The sequence below is a fragment of the Glycomyces sp. TRM65418 genome (genome assembly GCF_019710475.1).
Lineage (GTDB): Bacteria > Actinomycetota > Actinomycetes > Mycobacteriales > Micromonosporaceae > Glycomyces.
On the sequence record NZ_JAJFAX010000001.1, the window covers coordinates 616158 to 635903 of the forward strand.

The 19746-nt window shown below is 70.8% G+C and carries 17 protein-coding genes; 5 read left to right on the forward strand and 12 right to left on the reverse strand.

Annotation, left to right across the window (positions count from 1 at the left end):
- Positions 1-247 precede the first annotated feature (247 nt).
- From K3N28_RS02830 to hisF, 3 genes are all read right to left on the reverse strand, one after another.
- Entirely contained in the window at positions 248-2140 is a 1893-nt protein-coding gene (locus K3N28_RS02830) for an ABC transporter ATP-binding protein (RefSeq protein WP_228090954.1), read from the reverse strand.
- Positions 2137-3954 (reverse strand): ABC transporter ATP-binding protein, encoded by a 1818-nt coding sequence (locus K3N28_RS02835; protein ID WP_374209684.1) that lies wholly within the window; start codon positions 3952-3954, stop codon positions 2137-2139. The genes K3N28_RS02830 and K3N28_RS02835 overlap by 4 nt, the downstream gene beginning before the upstream one ends.
- 1195 nt (positions 3955-5149) lie before the next feature.
- Complete coding sequence (hisF, locus tag K3N28_RS02840) at positions 5150-5911, reverse strand: imidazole glycerol phosphate synthase subunit HisF (RefSeq protein WP_228090956.1); 762 nt, start codon at positions 5909-5911, stop codon at positions 5150-5152.
- Positions 5912-6056: 145 nt separating this feature from the next.
- Here hisF and K3N28_RS02845 point away from each other — a divergent pair, with 145 nt between their 5' ends.
- Both K3N28_RS02845 and K3N28_RS02850 read left to right on the forward strand, forming a co-directional pair.
- Positions 6057-6461, forward strand: a complete 405-nt coding sequence (locus K3N28_RS02845; protein WP_228090957.1) for a hypothetical protein — start codon at positions 6057-6059, stop codon at positions 6459-6461.
- Between the two features lie 19 nt (positions 6462-6480).
- Complete coding sequence (locus K3N28_RS02850) at positions 6481-7200, forward strand: TetR/AcrR family transcriptional regulator (protein ID WP_228090958.1); 720 nt, start codon at positions 6481-6483, stop codon at positions 7198-7200.
- Between the two features lie 73 nt (positions 7201-7273).
- Here K3N28_RS02850 and K3N28_RS02855 read toward each other — a convergent pair whose 3' ends face one another.
- The 6 genes from K3N28_RS02855 to K3N28_RS02880 all read right to left on the reverse strand — a co-directional run bounded on the left by K3N28_RS02855 (position 7274) and on the right by K3N28_RS02880 (position 12335).
- The gene (locus K3N28_RS02855; RefSeq protein WP_228090959.1) at positions 7274-7684 is read right to left on the reverse strand and encodes an SCO5389 family protein; all 411 of its coding nucleotides are present in this window, start codon (positions 7682-7684) and stop codon (positions 7274-7276) included.
- A gap of 130 nt (positions 7685-7814) precedes the next feature.
- On the reverse strand, positions 7815-8783 hold the full coding sequence (locus K3N28_RS02860; protein ID WP_228090960.1) for an ATP-binding protein: 969 nt from the start codon (positions 8781-8783) through the stop codon (positions 7815-7817).
- 163 nt (positions 8784-8946) lie between these two features.
- Entirely contained in the window at positions 8947-9843 is an 897-nt protein-coding gene (locus K3N28_RS02865) for an amino acid ABC transporter permease (protein WP_228090961.1), read from the reverse strand.
- Between the two features lie 13 nt (positions 9844-9856).
- Positions 9857-10513: an amino acid ABC transporter permease gene (locus K3N28_RS02870; RefSeq protein WP_228090962.1), complete on the reverse strand. Its 657-nt coding sequence runs from the start codon at positions 10511-10513 to the stop codon at positions 9857-9859.
- Between the two features lie 74 nt (positions 10514-10587).
- Positions 10588-11532 (reverse strand): glutamate ABC transporter substrate-binding protein, encoded by a 945-nt coding sequence (locus K3N28_RS02875; protein ID WP_228090963.1) that lies wholly within the window; start codon positions 11530-11532, stop codon positions 10588-10590.
- A gap of 47 nt (positions 11533-11579) precedes the next feature.
- A complete protein-coding gene (locus tag K3N28_RS02880; protein WP_304608672.1) occupies positions 11580-12335 on the reverse strand; it encodes an amino acid ABC transporter ATP-binding protein in 756 nt (251 codons plus the stop codon).
- 249 nt (positions 12336-12584) lie between these two features.
- Between K3N28_RS02880 and lipB the strand changes: the two genes are divergently transcribed.
- A complete protein-coding gene (gene lipB / locus K3N28_RS02885) occupies positions 12585-13256 on the forward strand; it encodes a lipoyl(octanoyl) transferase LipB (protein WP_228090964.1) in 672 nt (223 codons plus the stop codon).
- 51 nt (positions 13257-13307) lie between these two features.
- On the opposite strand, the gene K3N28_RS02890 is transcribed toward lipB, so the two are convergent.
- Positions 13308-14687, reverse strand: coding sequence for an alpha/beta hydrolase (locus K3N28_RS02890; RefSeq protein ID WP_228090965.1), 1380 nt, complete (start codon positions 14685-14687; stop codon positions 13308-13310).
- Positions 14688-14876: 189 nt separating this feature from the next.
- Positions 14877-15668 carry an ABC transporter ATP-binding protein gene (locus K3N28_RS02895; protein ID WP_228090966.1) on the reverse strand — a complete coding sequence of 264 codons (792 nt, stop codon included), beginning with the start codon at positions 15666-15668 and terminating at the stop codon, positions 14877-14879.
- A 276-nt stretch (positions 15669-15944) separates the two neighbouring features.
- On the opposite strand from K3N28_RS02895, the gene K3N28_RS02900 reads away from it, so the two are divergent.
- Positions 15945-16997 carry an ABC transporter ATP-binding protein gene (locus tag K3N28_RS02900; RefSeq protein WP_228090967.1) on the forward strand — a complete coding sequence of 351 codons (1053 nt, stop codon included), beginning with the start codon at positions 15945-15947 and terminating at the stop codon, positions 16995-16997.
- Positions 16994-18013, forward strand: a complete 1020-nt coding sequence (locus K3N28_RS02905) for an ABC transporter permease subunit (protein WP_228090968.1) — start codon at positions 16994-16996, stop codon at positions 18011-18013. The genes K3N28_RS02900 and K3N28_RS02905 overlap by 4 nt, the downstream gene beginning before the upstream one ends.
- Before the next feature lie 99 nt (positions 18014-18112).
- Here the strand turns inward: K3N28_RS02905 and K3N28_RS02910 are convergent, their stop codons facing one another.
- Entirely contained in the window at positions 18113-19282 is a 1170-nt protein-coding gene (locus K3N28_RS02910) for an ROK family transcriptional regulator (protein ID WP_228090969.1), read from the reverse strand.
- Positions 19283-19746 lie beyond the last annotated feature (464 nt).

Sequence of the window (19746 nt, forward strand, 5' to 3'; positions counted from 1 at the left end):
ACGAAGTTATCCACAGGCCGGAAACTTCTTGTTGCCGCTCGACTACCGAAAGTGTTGTAGTAGATAGCAAAAACGCCATCCGGCACCGGCGGGATGGCGGCGACAGAGGGGATTCGCGAACGTCGCCATACCAAGGCCGCGCGCGGGAAGCCACCCGCGCGCGGTCCCCGCCAGGTGCCACACCCCTCCGCCTCCGCGGAGGCCGCGCGTGGCGGTCGGGCCCGGGCCCGACCGCCACGCTCATACCTCAACTCCCGCGGGTTTGATCGACCCAGGAACCGTGCAGGCCCGCATAGACCGAGCCCTCCTCGGCGGCGAGCTCCGCGTGCGGGCCCTGCTGGACGAGATGGCCCGCGTCGAAGACCAGGACCTCGTCCGAGGTCTCCGCAGTGGACAGCCGGTGCGCGATGATCACGGTCGTGCGCCCGCGCGTCACCGCGTCGAGCGCCGCCGATAGGCGCAGTTCGGTGGCCGGGTCGACCGCGCTGGTGGCCTCGTCGAGCACGAGCAGGTCGGGGTCGGCGACATAGGCGCGCACGAGCGACACCAGTTGCCGCTCGCCCACGGACAGGTTCGCGCCGCTCTCCCCCAGTTCGGTGTCGAGGCCGGCCGGGAGCGTCTCCAGCCAGTCGGTCAGGCCCAGTTCGGCGAAGGCCACGTAGATCTCCGCGTCGGTGAGCTCGGGCCGGGCGAAGCGGACGTTGCGGGCGAGGGTCCCGTTGAACAGGAAACCTTCCTGCGGGACCATCGTCACCCGCGACCGCAGGGATGCGAACGTGACCTCGGTGAGCGGCGCGCCCCCGATGAGGACCCGCCCCGAGGTCGGGTCCATCAGCCGGGTCAGCAGTTTCGCGAACGTGGTCTTGCCCGAGCCGGTCTCGCCGACCACGGCCACCTTGGCGTGCGGGCGGATCTCGAGGTCGATGCCGTGCAGGACCTCCTCGCCGCCCGGATACGCGAAGCGGACGCCTTCGAAGCGGACCCCAAGGGGCCCTTCGGGAAGGGCGATGCCGTCGGCCGGGTCGACCACGTCGGGCGCGGTGTCGACGATGTCGAGCACCCGGCGCCAGCCGGAGACCGCGTTCTGGGCCTCGTTGAGCGTCTCCGTGCCGATGACGACGGGTTGCGTGAACAGGACGACCAGGAACAGGAACGCGGTCAGCTCGCCAACGCTCAACTCGCCGGCGGCGACCAGGAACGCGCCGAGGACGATCACGACCGCGTTGACGCCCAGGAGGACCAGCTCGCCTGCGCCGAAGGAGAACGCCGAACGGCTGATGGCCTTGGTCTGGTCGCGGCGGTGCTCGTCGATGGAGGCGTCGAGGCGTTCGCTCGTGCGCGAGCCGACGCCGTATGCGCGCACCGTGCCCGCGCCGACCACCGACTCCGAGACGGCCGAGAGCATTTTCGACACGCTCTTGCGGACGTCCGTGTAAGCGGCGGCGAGGTGCCCTTGGAGCCATTTGATCAGCCACGTCACGGGGATGAACACGATCCACACGGCGATCGCGAGCTGCCAGGAGTAGACGACCATGACGACGGTGGCGACGATGATCTGCGCCGTGGAGGTCACCAGGATCATGCCGCCTTGCTGGAGGAACTGGCTCACCTGGTCGATGTCCGTGGTGACGCGCGCGGTCAGCGCGCCGCGCCGTTCCGACTGCTGGTGCAGCATCGACAAGTCGTGGATGTGCCGGAACGTTCTGCGGCGCAGGTTGGCGAGCGCGTGTTCGGAGACGACGAACAGGCGCCGGTTCATCACGTAGTTGGCGGTGGTCGTGATGAGGAGGGCCCCGATGCCGAGTGCGGCGACCACCATCACGTACCCCAGGTCGGGGCCGCCGTCGCCGAGGAGTCCCTTGTCGAGGATCTGCTGGGCGGCGATCGGCACGACCAGGCGCCCCAGGGCGGTGACGGCCGCGAGGACCACGGTGAAGGCCAGGCCCCGGCGCAGCTCGGGTGAGAGCTGGAGTCCGCGTTTGACGGTCTGCAGCGGGCCGGGCGGGGCGGGCTCCTCGACGGGTGGGCGCGATTCGGCGGCGTCGGCCTTGGCTTTGGCGGCCTCGGCGGCGGTGGTCTTCGCGGCGGTCGCCTTGTCGGCGTTGGACGGTTCGGTGGTCTTGTCGGTGCGGGTGCTCACGCGGCGTTCTCCTCGTCGAACTCGGCGTCGTCGCGATCGGCGTTCGCGAGTTCGGGGTCGTCGAATTCGGGGTCGTCGAACTCGCCGTCGAATTCGCGTTCGGCCTCGGCTCGCTCGTAGGCGGTCACCAGGTCGGCGTACGGCTGGTGGGTCTGCAGCAGCTGGTGGTGGGGGCCGCGGGCGGTGATGCGGCCGCCTTCGAGGAACACCACTTCGTCGGCGAGTGCGATGGTGGCCCGTCGGTAGGCGACGACGAGGACGCTCGCGGTGTCGGAGGAGTGCTTGAGTCCTGAGAGGATCTGCGACTCGACTTTCGGGTCGACGGCGCTGGTGGCGTCGTCGAGGATGAGGAGTCGGGGGCGTCCGGCGAGGGCGCGGGCGAGGGTGAGTCGCTGGCGCTGGCCGCCGGAGAGGGTGGTGCCGCGTTCGCCGACCTCGGTGTCGAGGCCCGCGTCGAGTGCGGCGGTGAATTTCTCGGCTCCGGCGGCGACGAGGGCGTCCCAGAGGCGGTCGTCGTCGAGGCCGGGGCGGTCGAGGGCGAGGTTGGCGCGGACGGTGTCGTCGAAGACGAACGGGATCTGCTGGACGAGCGCGGTGGTGCGGGCGAGGCCGGCGTGGGTGAGGTCGCGCAGGTCGTGGCCGTCGAGGCGGACGGTGCCGCGGGTGGGGTCGATGAGGCGGGCGGCGAGGTGGGCGAGGGTGGATTTGCCGGAGCCGGTGGCGCCGACGAGGGCGACGGTGGTGCCGGGTTCGACGGTGAAGGTGACTTCGCTGAGGGCTTCGTGGCCGTCGGGGTAGGCGTAGGCGACGGCGTCGAATTCGAGCCGGGCGGGGGTGTCGGAGTCGGGGATCTCTTTGTCGCCGTAGGTCATGTCGCCGGTGGCGGAGAGGACGCGGTCGACGCGGCGGCGGCCGACGACGGAGGTGGGGAGGTCGCCGAGGACCCAGCCGATGGCGCGGATGGGGAAGGCGAGCACTGAGAACATGAAGGAGACGGTGACGAGTTGTTCGAGGTTGATGGCGCCGGCCTGGTAGCGGGAGAGGCCGACGAGGAGGGCGAGGAGCACGCCGATTTCGGGGAGTCCTGAGATGGCCGGTTCGAAGGCGGCGCGGAGGCGTCCGACGCCGATCATGGCGTCGCGCAGTTCGTTGGCGGAGCCGCTGAAGCGCTCGGTTTCGGCGGCTTCGCGGCCCATGGATTTGACGACGAGGGCGCCGTCGAAGGATTCGTGGCCGACGGCGGAGACTTCGGCGCGCAGTTCTTGGGCGCGTTTGGCGCGGGGGGCCATCTTGGTGGCGAAGAGGGCGTTGAGGGCGGCCAGGGCGGGGAACATGCCGACGGCGACGAGGGCGACGGCCCAGTCGATGGTGAGGAACGCGACCATGGCGACGGCGACCATGAAGAGGGTGCCGCAGGCGAAGGGGAGCGGGGCGAGGGGGCGGGTGGCGGCCTCGACGTCGGCGTTCGCGTTGGAGAGGAGGGTGCCGGTGGGGTGTTTCTGGTGCCAGGAGAGGGGGAGGGCGAGGTAGCGGCGGGTGATCTGGCGGCGCCAGTGGGCTTGGACGCCGAACATCATGACGCCGGCGCCGATGCGGCGGGCGCACATGGAGGAGAAGCGGATGATCGAGGTGCCGAGGAGGGCGGCGATGCCGAGGGCGACGGTGCCGAGGGCGACTTCGCCGTTCTCGTAGGCGGGGACGGCGATCTTGGCGACGACCCAGCCGATGACGTAGGAGAGGAAGAGGGTCATGCCGGTGTTGACCATGGCTCCGGCCGCGCCGACGGCGAACGGTTTGGGGGCGAGCTTGATCATGTCGCCGATGTTGCGCAGGCCTTCTCGGAGGATGCGGGGGTCTTCGGGACCGGCGAGGTCGTCGGTCCCGGCGTTTGGGCCTGCGGCGTCGGCGGTGGACAGCGTCATTGGGTCTCCGGTCGGGTGGGTGTCGTCCTGGGTCGCACGGGCTGTCGCGCGGGTCTTCCCGGCGGCATTGGCTAGCCGGGCGGCAAGCAACCGTTAGCAATCATGCCTCGTGGGTGCGACGGACGCCAACCGCTTTCGGGATCGGGTGATCGTCTTCGGGTCGCGGTCGGAGGCGGGCGAACGGACGTGAGCGGTCTTCGATCCTGAAGCGCCCCGGAGACGTGAGCGATCCTCGATCCGGAAGTGCCCCCGGATCAACCGTGCCAGGCGGGTGCGACAGGCGGTGCCATGCGTGACTTGCGGTGAGTGTGCAGGCGTTGCGGTGGGTGACAGCCATGCTCACCTGACCCGGTGGACCGTAGCGGCGAGACTCCCGCGCGGGTACGACGAGCACCGGGCTTCACCGTCGGCGTCACCCGACCGTGGCATCCGGCGGGCGCGGCGCCGCCCGGCCGGGAATGGGGCCCCCGCTCATACAGAGGCGCTAGAGCCAGGGGTGCCAGCGCGAGAGGTGCCAGAGCCGGGGCGCCAGCGGGAGGGGTGCCAGAGCCAAGGGTGCCAGCGCGAGGGCGTCTGCGCGGTGAGCGGTCCCGGGGGCGCTCCTCGTCCAGAGGCCTCTGGTGATTGCCTCGGGTGGGGGCGGAAGCAGCCGGGGTGGCTATCCGGGGCTGCTCGTGGGGATGAGGGCCTGGCCGGCTCGAGCGCTCGTGAGGACGACGGCCCGGTTGGCTCGAGCGCTCCGTGAGGAGGACGGTCTGGCCGGCTCGAGCGCGCCGTGCTGCCGCGAGCGGCTGGTGCAGCAGGGTGTCTCCCGCTGGTATGAGTCACGCCCCTCGCCCAGGGCATCCTGAGCGGATCAGGGGGCCCGCTTGCCGGGAAGGAGCGCGCTCAGCGGATCGGTGGCCCGCCGGCTCAGAGGGAGTGCCCTCAGCGGATCGGGTGACCCGCCGGCCTAGAGCGAGCGTGCCCAGCGACTCGCGTGGCCTGCTCGTCCGGAGCGAGGGGGCTCAGCGGATCGGGTGACCCGCCGGCCTAGAGCGAGCGTGCCCAGCGACTCGCGTGGCCTGCTCGTCCGGAGCGAGGGGGCTCAGCGGATCGGGTGGCCTTCGTTCTTGAGCTCCTGTTTGACCTCGCCGATGCTCACGTCGCCGAAGTGGAAGATCGAGGCGGCGAGCACCGCGTCCGCGCCCGCGTCGACCGCGGGCGGGAAGTCGGCGGCCTTGCCCGCGCCGCCCGAGGCGATGAGCGGGAGGTCCACGGCCGCGCGCACGGCGGCGATCAGCGGGAGGTCGAAGCCGCTCTTCGTTCCGTCCGCGTCGATCGAGTTGAGGAGGATCTCCCCCGCGCCCAGCTCGGCCGCTTTCGCGCACCAGGCCACCGCGTCGATGCCGGTGCGCCGTCGGCCGCCGTGGGTCGTCACTTCCCAGCCGGAGTCGGTGTCCGCGCCTGAGGCGACGTCGGCCGAGAGCACCAGGACCTGGTTGCCGAACCGGTCGGCGATCTCGGCGATGACTTCCGGGCGGGCGATCGCGGCGGTGTTCACGCCGACCTTGTCGGCTCCGGCGCGCAGGAGCCGGTCGACGTCTTCGGGGGTGCGGACGCCGCCGCCGACGGTGAGGGGGATGAAGACCTGTTCGGCGGTGCGCGCGACGACGTCCATCATCGTGCCGCGGTCGTCGGTCGAGGCGGTGACGTCGAGGAAGGTCAGCTCGTCGGCGCCGGCCGCGTCGTAGGCGGCGGCGAGTGCCACCGGGTCGCCCGCGTCGCGCAGGTTCTCGAAGTTGACGCCTTTGACGACCCGTCCGGCGTCCACGTCCAGGCAGGGGATCACACGCACCGCAACAGTCACGTGGTCAGCCTACCGTGCAGGTCGTTCGGTGGCGTGCGCCATATTCGCGCCTCGTTCTTGAACATGTTCAAGAGGGCGTGTAGCGTCAAGACCGGAGTTGAACATGTTCAACTGATTGACCGCCCGCAGAGAACGGAGCACTGTCATGGACTTGGCAGTCATCGGCTACATCGCCTACCTCCTCGTCGCCATCCCCCTCACCGTCTGGGTCGCCCGCACCCTCGGCGCCAACGGCTACCACTTCATCAAGGACGTCTTCGCCGGCGACGAGCAGCTCGCCCACGCCGTGAACAGGCTCCTCCAGGTCGGCTTCTACCTCCTGAACTTCGGCTTCGTGGCGCTGTGGCTGCGCACCGCCGACCCGGTCCCCGACGCCCGCGGCGTCTTCGAGACCGTCGCCGTCAAGATCGGCGCCGTGCTCCTCGTCCTCGGGGTCCTCCACGTCCTCAACGTCATCGTGCTCAACGGCTTCCGCAAGCGCGCCCACGTCGACGCCCGCACCCTCGCCGCGCTGGAGCCGCCGCAGCGACCCCAGGCGCACGGGGCCTGACCCAAGTAGGATCGCCTCCGTGAGCGCTTCTGCTTCGGAATCCGAATCCGCCGACGCGGCCGCCCGCCCCTCGACCAAGGGCGAGCGGACGCGGCAGCGCATCATCGAGACCGCCCTCGACATGTTCGCCGAACGCGGCTACGACAAGACCACGATGCGCGCGATCGCCGCCGAGGCGGGGGTGTCCGTCGGCAACGCGTACTACTACTTCAAGTCCAAAGAGCACCTCATCCAGGGCTTCTACGAGCAGGCGACCATGCGCCACGCGGAGATCGCCCCCGGCATGCTCGAAGGCAAGGAGACGCTGGCCGAGCGGATCGAGGCGGCGCTGCTCGCCTGGCTCGACATCGCCGGGCCCTACCACGCGTTCGCGGGCCAGTTCTTCAGGAACGCCGCCGACCCCAGCAGTCCGCTGAGTCCGTTCTCGGACGAGTCCGCCGAGAGCCGCGACCGCGACATCGCCCTCTACCGGGAGGTGCTGGAGGGCTCGAAGACCAAGGTCCCCAAGGACATGGCCGACATCCTGCCCGAGATGCTGTGGCTGCACCAGATGGTGGTGGTCCTCTACTGGGTCTACGACGCCTCGCCCGGTCAGGAGAAGTCGCGCGAACTGGCTCGGCGCACCGCGCCGCTGGCCGCCCGCGTCGTGGCGCTCTCGCGTTTGAAGATCTTGCGGCCCTTGGTGAAGCAGGGCGAAGAGCTGGTCAGGGACTTCCTCATCACCCGCAAGCCCGAGTAGGGCGGAAGCCGGTCGGGCCGACGGGACGTGACGGTCCCGCCGGCCCGACCGGCTGGTGCTTCCCGGGGGGCGGTCAGCAGTCGCGCAGTTCCGGCGACTGGTTGAGCAGCTGCCCGCGCGGGGAGATGAACTTGCGGTAGGTGTCCGAGTCGACCTCCGACAGCGGGAACGCCGCGATCCGGTGGCAGTTCTGGAACGCGAGCTTCACGCCGTAGTGGCGTTCGAGCGCGCCGCGCATCGAGTCCGACGCGAGGACCCGCAGCAGCTGCCCGCGGGCCTGCTCGTCCGGCGGCGGCGTGGTGTTGTCGGCGAACTGCGTCGAGCCGCTCGACGAGACGACCCCGTTCTTCAGGTCGTTCACGACCTTCGCGATGAGCTCCCACGCGTAGGGCAGCGACTGCTTCACGCAGTCGACGAAGTCGGCGTCGCCGACCTCTCCCGCCTCGGCCTTGTGGAGCAGGTCCGCAGAGACGTCAAGGGACATGCGTTCTCCTCTCGATTCGAATCGGTTCATTGTGCTCGGTTGCGGTGACCCTCCGCTGTCGGGAAATCGACGCAGAGGAGTCTCGGTTGCGCGAAGCGTCCGGCAGGGCCGCACGGCGCTGGGCGGCGCTTCAGACGGTCTGCGCGCGGAGCAGGTGCTCCCCGAGGACGTAGTCGGGCACGATCTGGTCGGCGAGGTCCATCCCGGCGCGGTCGTTCCCCCAGGCCAGGGCGGCCTTGCGGTGGAAGTCGTGCGCTTGGCGGGTGAACTTGGCCCAGTCCTTGCCGCTGCCGACGGCCCGTTCGCGGGCGGCGTCGACGACGGCGAGGTTCTCGGGTTCGAGCGCGTCGACGGGGCCGACGCTGCCGCGTTCGGCGGCCTTGACGTATTTGGAGCGCGAGCACCAGCCGATGAGCGCGTCGCCGACGTGCTCGCGCAGGAACGCGACGTCGTCCTCGTCGTCGATCTTGTTGCCGATCACGGCGATGTCGACGTCGTAGTCCTCGGCGTAGCCGACGTACTGCTTGTAGACGCCGACGCTGCGGAGGGTCGGTTCGCAGACGAGGAAGGTGTGGTCGAAGCGGGTGAACATGCCGGAGGCGAAGGCTTCGGCGCCGGCCACCATGTCGACGACGACGAATTCGTCGGCGCCGTCGACGAGGTGGTTGAGCAGGAGTTCGACCGCGCCGACTTTGGAGTGGTAGCAGGCGACGCCGAGGTCGTCGTCGACGAAGCCGCCGGTGGCGGCGAAGCGGATGCCCTCGTGTTCGGTGAAGAGCGCGTCGAAGACGGGGTTCGATTCGCGGACGGTGAGCAGGCGCGAGCCGGGTCCGGGCGGCGTGGTCTTGAGCATGAGGTCGGCGGACGGGATGAGCGGGTTGGTGCCGCGCAGGTAGTCCTTGATGAGTCCCAGGTGCTCGCCGAGGACGGGGCCCATGGCGGCGGCTTCGGGGTCGAGGCCGAGCGCGGCGGCCAGGTGCTGGTTGATGTCGGCGTCGACGGCCATGACCGGGTGGCCGAGGGCCGCGGCGCGGCGTGCGAACAGCGAGGCCATCGTGGTCTTGCCGGAGCCGCCCTTGCCGACGAAGGCGAGTTTCATTGCTGTGGTCCCCCACCAATTGAAAATGGTTGCTGATTTCAAATGGAGGGTAGCAGAGCCCGAATGTGACTGCGTCTCATACAAGCCGCCTCGTGCGGGACGCCGCGCGCAGCGCGAAGGGCCCCGCCGCGTCGCCGCGGCGGGGCCCTGGTGTCCCGTGGGGCTAGTCGGTGACGGCTGCGGCCTCGACCTGCTGGACGCGCGCCAGCGGGGCCGCGGTCTTCTTGCGCAGCCGCCGCTCGGCGACGACCACCAGCTTCGAGAGGACGTACGCCAGCACGAAGTAGATGAACGCGGCGATGACGAGCGCCTGCAGGAACGAGTTGCCGTAGTCGCGGCCGACGATGCTGGCCGAGTGGAGCAGCTCGGGATAGGTGATGACGTAGCCCAGCGAAGTGTCCTTGAGGAGGATCACCAGCTGCGCCAGCACCGCCGGGAGCATGTTCCGCACCACCTGCGGCAGTACGACCAGGCGCTGCACCTGGCCGTGGCGCAGGCCGATCGCGTATCCGGCCATCGCCTGGCCCGGCGGCAGCGCCGCCACGCCCGCGCGCAGGATCTCGGCCAGGATGGCGCCGTTGTAGATCCCCAGGCCCAGCACCAGGAACGTCAGCCGGCGCGCGTCGTTGCTCCAGCCGAGCACGTCGGTGGTGAAGCCGAAGCGCCCGTCGATGGTGAAGGTGATCCAGATGAGGAGCACCAGCGGCACCGCGCGGAAGAACTGCACGTAGCCGGCGGACAGCCACCGGGTCGGCGCGAACTGCGAGATCCGGCCGAAGCCGATGATCACGCCGAGGAGCAGCGCGAGGACCGAGCCGAGCGCGAACGCCAGGAGGGTGTCGAGGATCGCCGGGACCCAGGTGGTCTGGACGACGAGGATGTCCAGCGGGTTGGCCCACCGGGACTGCTCGAAGAAGCCCTCGGCGGCCAGTTGGACGCCGGCCAGGGCCAGGAGGCCCAGCAGGACGACCGCGGAGACGACGGAGGCGATGTTCGAGTTGCGCCGGCCCTTGGGGCCGAGCGCGTCGAACAGGACGGTGCTTTCGTTCGGTCTGCTCATGAGTCGCCTGCTCTCATCGGACGAACGCGGCGCGCTTTTCAGCGAGCCGCACCAGGTAGCTGAGGACGAGGGCGATCAGCAGGTAGCTGACCGTGACGCCGATGATGACGCCCCAGAGGTCGAACTTGCTCTCCGGGTCCTCGATGAGGCGTCGCGCCCGGGCGGTCAGTTCCGCCACGCCGATCGCGAGCACCAGCGCGCTGTTCTTGACCAGCGCGATCAGGAGCGAGCCGAGCGGGGGGATGACGGCGCGGATGGCCTGCGGCATGATGACGGTGCCGAGGGACTGGCTGAAGGTCAGCCCGATCGAGCGGGCGGCCTCGGCCTGGCCCAGGGGGATCGAGTTGATGCCCGAGCGCATGGTCTCGCCGACGAACGCGCCGGTGTACATGCCGAGGCCGAGCAGGGCCCAGACCCAGTTCTCGGCCTTGATGCCGATCTGGGGCAGGCCGAAGAACATGATGATCAGGACGGCCAGGAGCGGCACGTTCCGGAACAGCTGCGTGTAGGCGTTGGCGGCCCAGCGCGCCGGGAGAGCGGGGCTCACGTGCATGACCACGAGGACCACGCCGATCACCAGGGCGATCGTGTAGCTGGCGAGGGTGACCCACACCGTGGTCCACATGCCCTTGAGCAGGGCGTCGGCCATGAGGTCGAAATTCTCGAACAAGCGGACTCCTCCATAAGGCGGGCGGTGGCGGCCGCGTGCAGCGGCCGCCACCGCCCGACCGAACGGTTGCGGACCTAGTAGCGGTTCGGGGCCGGGAGCTCGGCGGGCATGGGCATGCCGGCCGCGCCGAAGGTGAGGTTGAAGGCCTTCTCCCAGTCGCCGTTGGCGGTGGCCTCTTCGATCATGTCGTTGACGAACATGCGCGCGTCGGTCTCACCGAGCTTCATGCCGACGCCGTAGGGCTCGTCGGTGAAGATGTTCGCCGAGTCCAGGACGCGGAAGGCGTCCGGCTTGTCGACGGTGAAGCCGTAGAGGATGGTCTCGTCGGTGCTGACCGCGTCGGTCTGGCCGTTCTCCAGGGCCTGGGCGCAGGCGGCGTAGTCGGCGAGCGGCGTGATGTTCGCCTCGGGGTTCTCGGCCTCGAGGTTCGCGATCGAGCCGGAGCCTTCGGCGATGCAGACGTCCTTGCCGGCGAGGTCGGCGACCGAGTTGATGTCGGTGTTGTCGGCGGCGACCATGACGTTCTGGCCGGTCTCGAAGTACGGGCCGGCGAAGTCGAAGGACTCCAGGCGCTCGGGGTACATCGAGTAGGACGCGATGACCACGTCGACGGTGCCGTCGTTGATGTAGGTCTCGCGGTTCTGGGAGGTGGTCTCCACGAACTTCAGGTTCGCGTCGTCGCCCTCCTCGTCCACGGTGCCGAAGATGCGCTGCGCGAGCAGGCGCCCCATCTCGGCGTCGAAGCCCTCGATCTTGCCCGTGGCGGTGTTCTTCTGGCCGATGAGCGGCTGGTCGAACTTGGAGCCGACGACGAGCACGCCCTTGTCCTCGATCTCCTTGATCAGGCCTTCGGGGATCTCCGAGGCCTGCTCCATCGAGTAGTCGCCGACGGACTCCTGCAGGCTCTCCTGCTCCTCGGCGTCCTGGCTGGCTTCACCGGAGCAGGCGGCGGCCAGGGCCATCGCCGCGGCGGCGACGGCCGCGGCGGCGACCCTGCGGCTTCTCTTGAAAGTGCGCATGGTGTTTCCTTTCCTCAAGGGGGCGGTCATCGTGGTGGTACGGGTGCTCAGTGGGACATGACCTTGGACAGGAAGTCCTGCGCGCGTTCGGTCTTCGGGTCGTCGAAGAACTCGTCCGGCGTGGCGGTCTCGACGATCTGGCCCTCGGCCATGAACACGACCCGGTTGGCCGCGCGGCGGGCGAAGCCCATCTCGTGCGTGACCACGACCATCGTCATGCCCTCGCGGGCGAGGTCCTGCATGACGTCGAGGACCTCGTTGATCATCTCGGGGTCGAGCGCGGAGGTCGGCTCGTCGAACATCATCAGCTTGGGGTCCATGGCCAGGCCGCGGGCGATCGCGACGCGCTGCTGCTGGCCGCCCGACAGCTGCGACGGGAACGCGTCGGCCTTCTCCGACATGCCCACGCGCTCCAGGAGCTGGCGGCCGCGGGCCTCGGCCTTGGCCTTGGACATGCGGCGCACCTTGATCGGGCCGAGCGTGATGTTCTGCAGCACGGTGAGGTGCGCGAACAGGTTGAAGTGCTGGAAGACCATGCCGACGTCGGCGCGGAGGTTCGCGAGCGCGCGGCCCTCGGCCGGAAGCGGCTTGCCGTTGACCTCGATCGATCCTGAGTCGACGGTCTCGAGCCGGTTGATCGTGCGGCAGAGCGTCGACTTGCCGGAGCCGGAGGGTCCGATGAGGACCACCACCTCGCCGTCCTCCACGGTCAGGTCGATGTCCTTGAGCGCGTGCAGGTCGCCGAAGTACTTGTTGACGCCGGAGATGCTGACCATCGGTGCCTTCGGCTGCGTTGCTTCCATTCGTGTCCCTGTTGTCGTGTAACCCTCGACTGGCGCGGGGCGAGCGGATCGGGCGTTGCGTACCTGGAAATAGTAGTGCGACAGGTCACGCAGGGTCCCCAGGGGCGGCCACAGCCGCAACTCGTCGGCAGTTGGGCAACATTTTCATAAAGAACGACTCGGGCGAAACGGGTGGGCGTCCCACCGGGAGAAGGTGACGCTCGCGGCGTCCGCTGGGCGCGGAGGCCCGGGGAGGATTATCGTCGATCCATGAGCGCACCTGTGGGAACCGCGAGCGCCGACGCCGCGGGCATCACCGTCGAGAAGCGGGGCCTGGTCGACTACCAGGAGGCCTGGGACTACCAGAAGGAACTCCAGCAGCGGCGGATCGACGACGAGATCGGCGACACCGTCCTGCTCCTCCAGCATCCGAGCGTGTACACCGCCGGGCGGCGGACCGAGACGTGGGCGCTGCCGCAGGATGGCACCCCCGTCGTCACGGTCGACCGCGGCGGCCAGATCACCTGGCACGGGCCGGGCCAGATCGTGGGTTATCCGATCATCAAGCTGCGCAAGAAGAACGACATCGTCGGCTACGTGCGGCGGGTCGAGGACGCCGTCACGGCGGTCTGCCACGAGCTCGGGGTGACCTCGGCGCGGGGCCGGATGCGCGACCGCACGGGCGTGTGGCTCCCCGCCGACGACCAGGGGCCCGAGCGGAAGATCTGCGCGATCGGCGTGCGGGTCCGCTGGGCGACGACCATGCACGGGTTCGCGCTCAACTGCAACCCGGACATGAGCCATTGGGAGCGGATCGCGCCGTGCGCGATCACCGACGCGGACGTGACGAGTCTCTCGCGCGAGCTCGGGCGCGAGGTCACCGTGGAGGAGGTCCTCCCGGTGGTCGAGAAGCACTTGGGGCTCCTGCTCGAACGGGACTAGGGCGAAGGGGACGGGCGCGGTCGGCGGGGCGGCCGCGCCCGTTGCGCGTCCTCAGCAGGCGTCGTAGGCCTCGGGCTGCTCGTCGGCGAACTCGGGCGTCTGGTGGAGCAGGACCTTGAGGATGTTGTTCCAGGCGTCGGACTCGGGGTAGAAGATCTCCGAGTGGGAGTGGACGCCCTCGACCGGTTTCCCGGCGATGCCCTGTTCGGCGAGGCTGATCCCGTAGTCGTCCACGGCGTCGGGCGCGTCGGAGAGGCGGCCGGTGGCGAGGTTGCGGTTGCCGGGGAAGTCGTCGGGGTCGGCGCCGTGGCCGAGGAGCGGCACGTACGGCATGCCCTGGACGTACGAGATCGGGTCGCCGGGGCCGGTGATCGAGTAGCGGGGGCGGCACGGCTCGGTGTAGTCCTCGGGGCTGTAGACGTCGTTGCCCATGCCGGCCGAGGCGATGTGGAGGACCTGGTCGGCCGCGACGTCGTAGGTCTCGGCGTAGCCGATGACCGCGCCGCCGTAGGAGTGGCCGGCGAGGGTGAGCGGGGTGTCCGGGCCGATCTGGTTGCGCAGGTCGAACGTGAAGGCGGCGAGGCTCTCGGCGGCGACCTGGGACCAGGACGCCCAGGACTCCTCGATCCAGCCGGAGGGCCAGGAGGCGGCGGCCCAGACGACCACCGCGAGCTCGCCCTCGGAGGCGTCCACGAAGGACTTGGCGCGGTTGTAGTAGAGCTGGAAGTTCTCGCTGGAGAGGACCGCGGAGCCGCCGGGGACGAGGATCGCGACCTTCTCGGCGGTGTCGAGGTCGCCGACGACCTCGATCCAGGAGCCGTCGCCGTTGTTGTTGTACGGGTCGAGGTACAGGAAGTCGCGGTCGGCGCCGATGAGCGAGGCGAGCTCCTCGCGGGCGGGGCGTTCGGCGTCGTCGGTCCAGGGGCGGTCCGGGCTGTCGTAGGCGGTGGAGGCCGCGGTGGTGGCCTCGAGGACGAGCCGGTTCGCGGTGATGCGGGCGTCGAAGGGCGCGCCGGGCATCTCGGCGACGACCGAGGGGTAGAGGACGGCGAGCCAGGCGGTGGCCTCCTCGCCGAGGTGCTCGAAGAACGCGTTGACCTCGACCGGGTCGAGGTCGCCGTCGGCGTCGCGGAGGGCCGCGAGGGCGGCGCCGAGCTCGCCGGAGTCGGCGGTGGGCTCGGCGGCGACGAGGGCGGCGGCGAGCGCGGGGTCGGCGAGGGCGGTGTTGAGGACGGTAGCCGGGTCGTCGCCGGTGACGGGGGCGTCGGCGCGCATGGCGACGAGTTCCTCGGCGGGCGCCGCGGGGAGGGCGGGGACGGGGTGCAGTTGGTCGGCTTCGGCCTCGCCCAGGCGGGCGAGGCCGGCGAAGTACACGAGCGCCAAAGCGGCGACGGCCGTGAGGACCGTCGCACGCCACCACCGGAATCTCACCGGGTCAGCCTAACCGAGGAGCGCCCCACGCGGCGACCGCTGCACCGTGTGAGGACAGCCTCCGGGGCGTGCAAGCGGGGGGCACGGGGCGAGCCGCTGAGCGCCGTGGCGCCGGCCCCCGTGCGGACGCTGACGGGTGGTGCCGGTCGGGCCCGGGGTGCTCGGTGCCGCGGTTCGCGCCTGGGCCGTTCAGGCGGCGGTGGCGGTGTAGCGGTCGCCGTTGGCGGTGAGGGTCAGCGGGAGGCCGAAGGCCTTCGAGAGCGTCTCGGAGGTGAGCGCCGTCTCGATCGGGCCCGCGGCGATCACGCCGCCGCCGGAGAGGACCATCGCGTGCGTGAAGCCCGGCGGGATCTCCTCCACGTGGTGCGTCACCAGCACCAGCGCCGGAGCGGCCTCGTCCTTCGCGAGCCCGGCGAGCGTGGCCACCAGTGCCTCGCGGGCCCCCAGGTCGAGCCCGGCCGCGGGCTCGTCCAGCAGCAGCAGCTCCGGGTCGGTCATGAGCGCCCGGGCGATGAGCACCCGCTTGCGCTCGCCTTCGGAGAGGGTGCCGAACCGGCGGTCGGCGAGCTGCGCGACGCCGAGCCAGCGCAGCAGCGAGGCCGCGCGGTCGTCGTCCTCCGGGTCGTACTGCTCGCGCCAGCGGCCCATCATGCCCCAGGCGGCGGTGCGCACGACGTCGAAGGCCCGCTCGTCGTTGGGGATCGCGTCGGCGACCTGCGTCGTGGTCAGGCCGATGCGGGGGCGCAGCTCGAACACGTCGACGCGTCCGAGGCGCTCGCCGAGGATCTCCACGACGCCGGAGGTCGGGTGGTTGCGGGCGGCCGCTAGGTTGAGCAGCGTCGTCTTCCCCGCACCGTTGGGGCCGAGGACGACCCACCGCTGGTCGGCGTCGACTTGCCAGTCGACGCCGTCGAGGAGCTGGTTGCCGCCGCGCCGGACGGTGACGCCGGACAGGTCGAGGACGCGTTCAGACTGAGCCACGGGTCAATGAAACCACGGGGCTCGGACAGCCGGACGAGGGCGGGCCCGGCGGTGCGAGTACGACACACGGACGGAACGGGGTCCCCGCGCGGCCGGCGCGGCGCCGCCGGACCGCGCGGTCCGGCGGCGGCCCCGGGCGATGCCCGCGCCGTGCAACGACGACGCGTGTCGCGGCGTCTGAAGAGAGGAAGGCCGAACGCGTCCCGCCGCCGGGAAGCGCTTCGGCGCCGCCCTGGCGGCCACCAGACCGTTGTCCCTGCGAACCGGAATGAGCACATGCCCCCCATCATCGAGATATCGGGGTTGAGGAAGACCTATTCGAGGGCCTTCCGTCAACCGCACCACGCGCTCGACGGCCTCGACCTCGAGGTGGCCCAAGGCCAGGTCCACGGTTTCCTGGGCCCGAACGGCTCCGGGAAGACCACGACCCTGCGGGCCCTGCTCGGCCTCATCGGCGTCGACGGCGGGACCATGCGGATCTTCGGCGAGGAGGTCCCGCACCGCCTGCCGGCCGTCATCCCCAGGATCGGGGCCGTGGTCGAGTCGCCGCAGTTCTTCAAGCACTGCTCCGGTCGGCTGACGCTGCAGCTGCTCGCCGAGAGCGCGGGCCTCCCGAAGACCCGCGTCGAGGAGGTCCTGGAGCAGGTCGGGCTGCGCGACGCGGCCAAAGCCGCCGTCAAGGGCTACTCGCTGGGCATGCGCCAGCGCCTCGCCGTCGCGCAGGCGCTGCTGAAGCAGCCGCAGCTGCTGATCCTGGACGAGCCCGCGAACGGCCTGGACCCGGCCGGGATCCACCACATGCGCGAGCTGCTGCAGTGGCTCGCGCACTCGCAGGGCGTGACGGTCGTGGTCAGCTCGCACCTGCTCTCCGAGGTGCAGCAGCTGTGCGACTCGATGACGATCGTCTCCAGGGGGCGGCGCATCGTGGACGGCAGCGTCGCCGAGATCATCGCCGGGCACGGCGGGACGAGCCTGACCGTGCGCTTCCCGGACGCGGCCTCGCTGCCGCAGGCCGCCGAGGCCCTCGAAGCCGCCGAGGAGGCCCCGCCGGGCCTGGCGGCGTCGATCGACCAGGACCGGCTCGTGGTCACGGGCGCGCCCGAGGCCGCGTGGGTCACGCGGGCCCTCGCCGACGCGGGGATCTACCTGTCAGAGCTGCGCGCCGAGACGAAGAACCTGGAATCGGTGTTCCTGGAGCTGACCGGTACCGCGCCGGTCCCGGGCCAGACCGTCCAGATCGGGCAGTCGGTCGAGGTGCCGGCCGCGCCGGCGCCCGTCACGGCGCCGACCGAACCGGTGACCGCCACGACGGAAGGCGACCAGCAGTGAACCTGTACCGAGCCGAACTGCGGCGCATCGTCCGCCGCCGCTTGACGATGGTGTTCGGGATCCTGGCCGCCGCGGGCGTGCTGGTCCTGACCGTGGCCATGTGGATCGCCTCCTCCCCCGGGCCGACGGAGGCCGACCTGGCCGCCGCGCAGGCGGAGGCCGACGCGCTGAACGCCGAGCACACCGACTTCAACGACTGCCTGGAAGACGAGCGGTACTTCGAGGAGAACGGCTACGACTGGGTCGAGTCGGACCCCGTCTACCAGGACATGACGCACGAGGAGCAGTGCGCCGCCATCACCGGCGCCTGGACCGCCGAAGACGTCATCTACACCTACTCGTTCGACTTCGCCGCCGAGGGCCGCGTGATGCTGTTCGGCGTCGCCATCGTCGGCGGACTGCTCATGATGATGCTGGCCTCCTCGGCCATCGGCGCCGAATGGTCGAGCGGCAGCATGTCGAACCTGCTGGTGTGGCACCCGAACCGGTTGAAGGTCTGGGGCGCGAAGCTCGCCGCGGCGCTGACGCTCGGCGCGGTCGCCGTGGTCGCGCTCGTGATACTGGCCTTCGGGCTGCTGTACCTGACCTCGTCCGTGCGCGGCGAGCCCGGCGACCTGAACGCGGCCTGGTGGGGCGACACGCTCCCGCAACTGGCCAGGACCGTGGTCCTGACGCTCGGCATGACCGCGCTCGGCGCGTCGATGGCGATGCTGGGGCGGCACACCGCGATCGCGGGCGGCGTCATCGCCGGGTACCTCATCGTGGGCGAGATGCTGGTCCAGCTCATCTCGATCTGGCTGCCGATGGCGTTCCCCGAGCGGCTGTCGCTGTACACGTGGATCGGGGCGTGGATCATCGGGAGGACCGAGTTGTACGACTATCCCGAGAACGGCTACGCGTCGACGCCGGAGGTCATGGTCATCACCGCTACCGAGGCCGGGCTGCTGCTGGGCGCGATCGTCCTCGTGTTCGGCGCGCTGGCGACCTGGGCGTTCCAGAAGCGCGACGTGGCGTGAGGGCACGTCACGCCGCCGCGTGACGGAGCAGCGCGACGCCGCCCGCCCAGTTCGCGGGCGGCGTTTCGCGTCGGCGGCGAAGGACGGCCCGAACGGCGCTCAGTCGAAGAGGCTCTCGCGCACGGCGTCGAGGCCGTGGAGGATCGCGCCGCGCATGACCGGCTCGTCCTGGACCGCGCCCGCGACCACGCTCGGGTTCACCGGGGCGAGCTGGGAGGTCTGGGCGGCCACGCGTCCGGCGAGCACCAGCCCGCCCGCGTAGCCGACCGGCCCGCCGAGGACGACCACGGTGGGGTCGAGGAGGACGCAGACGGCGACGATGCCGAGGGCGATGCCGCGCGCGATCTCGTCGAGGCAGGCCTCCCCGGCTTCGCCGGCGGCGATGGCGGCGGTGAGGACGTCCTCGGGTTCGGCGGCCGCGAAGCCGTGCTTCGCGCCGATCTCGATCACCGCGTCGCCGCCGATGACGCGCTGGTAGGAGCCCTTGGACAGGCGGGTGACGACGCCGCCGGTGGGCAGTTCGCCGCCGGGCACCGGCAGGAAGCCGATCTCCCCGGCCGCGCCGCTGGCGCCGCGGTAGAGCCGGCCGTTGAGGATGACGCCGAGGCCGAGGCCGCCGCCGAACCACGCGTACACGAAGTCCGTGGCCCCGCCCGCGCCGCCGGAGCGCTGCTCGGCGAGGCACGCGAGGTTGACGTCGTTCTCGATCGCGACCGGGGGCGCGAACTCCTCGTTGAGGGCGGTGCGCAGGCCCCGGTGCCAGGCCGGGAGGTTCCAGGAGAAGCCGATCTCGCCGCTGCCGGGGTCGATGACGCCGGGCGTGCCGAGCACGATCCGCCGCACCTTGCCCATCTCGACGCCGGCGTCGGCCACGGAGTCGGTGACGACGCGGCGGACCACGGCCACCGGGTCGGCGGAGTTCTCGACGTCGATCTCGGCGCGGCCGACGATGCGGCCGGTGAAGTCGGCGCAGGCGCCCTTGGTGGTCACGGGCCCGACCTCGACGCCGACGACGTAGGTGAAGGTCGGGACGGCGGCGTACAGCGAGGCGTTGGGGCCGCGCCCGCCGGACTTGGAGCCGACGACCTCGACCAGGCCGCGGCTCTGGAGCCGCTCCATCATCTGGGAGGCGGTGACCTTGGACATCGAGGTGCGCTCGGCGAGCTGGGCGCGGGTCTGGGGGCCGTCCTCGAGCAGGAGCTGCAGCGCCGCCTGGTCGTTGAGGACGCGCAGCAGCTTGGGCACCCCGGGGGTGTGGCTCTTCGGCATTCGCACTTCCTTCTCCTCCGAGCCCACATTATCCACGGGGGCCCAGGGTCCACGGCCTCCGCTGGCGCGCGAGCGCCGCGCAGGTGAGCGATAACCCCCCTGAACGGCCGCGACGCCCCTGACGACCGCCGCCGCGGGCGCGCCGTCGCCGAACCCCCGGGTCAGGGTGCCGACCGCGGGCCTGCGGTACGGCGCGCAGCGGCCCGGCCCCTGTCCGCGACCCGCGCGGCGTCATCGGCCCTCGGGCCGCTCGGCCCGGCGGCGCCCCCGAGACCGGGACGTACTCGATGGCGACGTGGCCGACCGGGGCGCCGCACACGGTCGCCTGCGGCGGCCCCGCCCGCGGACCGGCCCGTCGGGCCGCCCTCGCGGGCGGCCCGCTCATGCGGTCGCGCCGCTCAGTCGCCGTCGGTCTCGACCAGGCTCCTGATCTGGCGCAGCGAGACCGAGAGGACCGCGAGCTT

What these genes read in the sequence shown, in the direction of transcription:
- K3N28_RS02835 (WP_374209684.1), bottom strand. Translation starts at nt 3,954, where the DNA reads ATGATCAAGCTCGCCCCCAAACCGTTCGCCGTCGGCGCGGCCGGAGCC.
- K3N28_RS02845 (WP_228090957.1), top strand. Translation starts at nt 6,057, where the DNA reads ATGGACTTGGCAGTCATCGGCTACATCGCCTACCTCCTCGTCGCCATC.
- K3N28_RS02880 (WP_304608672.1), bottom strand. Translation starts at nt 12,335, where the DNA reads ATGGAAGCAACGCAGCCGAAGGCACCGATGGTCAGCATCTCCGGCGTC.
- K3N28_RS02900 (WP_228090967.1), top strand. Translation starts at nt 15,945, where the DNA reads ATGCCCCCCATCATCGAGATATCGGGGTTGAGGAAGACCTATTCGAGG.
- K3N28_RS02875 (WP_228090963.1), bottom strand. Translation starts at nt 11,532, where the DNA reads ATGCGCACTTTCAAGAGAAGCCGCAGGGTCGCCGCCGCGGCCGTCGCC.
- K3N28_RS02860 (WP_228090960.1), bottom strand. Translation starts at nt 8,783, where the DNA reads ATGAAACTCGCCTTCGTCGGCAAGGGCGGCTCCGGCAAGACCACGATG.
- lipB (WP_228090964.1), top strand. Translation starts at nt 12,585, where the DNA reads ATGAGCGCACCTGTGGGAACCGCGAGCGCCGACGCCGCGGGCATCACC.
- K3N28_RS02910 (WP_228090969.1), bottom strand. Translation starts at nt 19,282, where the DNA reads ATGCCGAAGAGCCACACCCCCGGGGTGCCCAAGCTGCTGCGCGTCCTC.
- K3N28_RS02865 (WP_228090961.1), bottom strand. Translation starts at nt 9,843, where the DNA reads ATGAGCAGACCGAACGAAAGCACCGTCCTGTTCGACGCGCTCGGCCCC.
- K3N28_RS02855 (WP_228090959.1), bottom strand. Translation starts at nt 7,684, where the DNA reads ATGTCCCTTGACGTCTCTGCGGACCTGCTCCACAAGGCCGAGGCGGGA.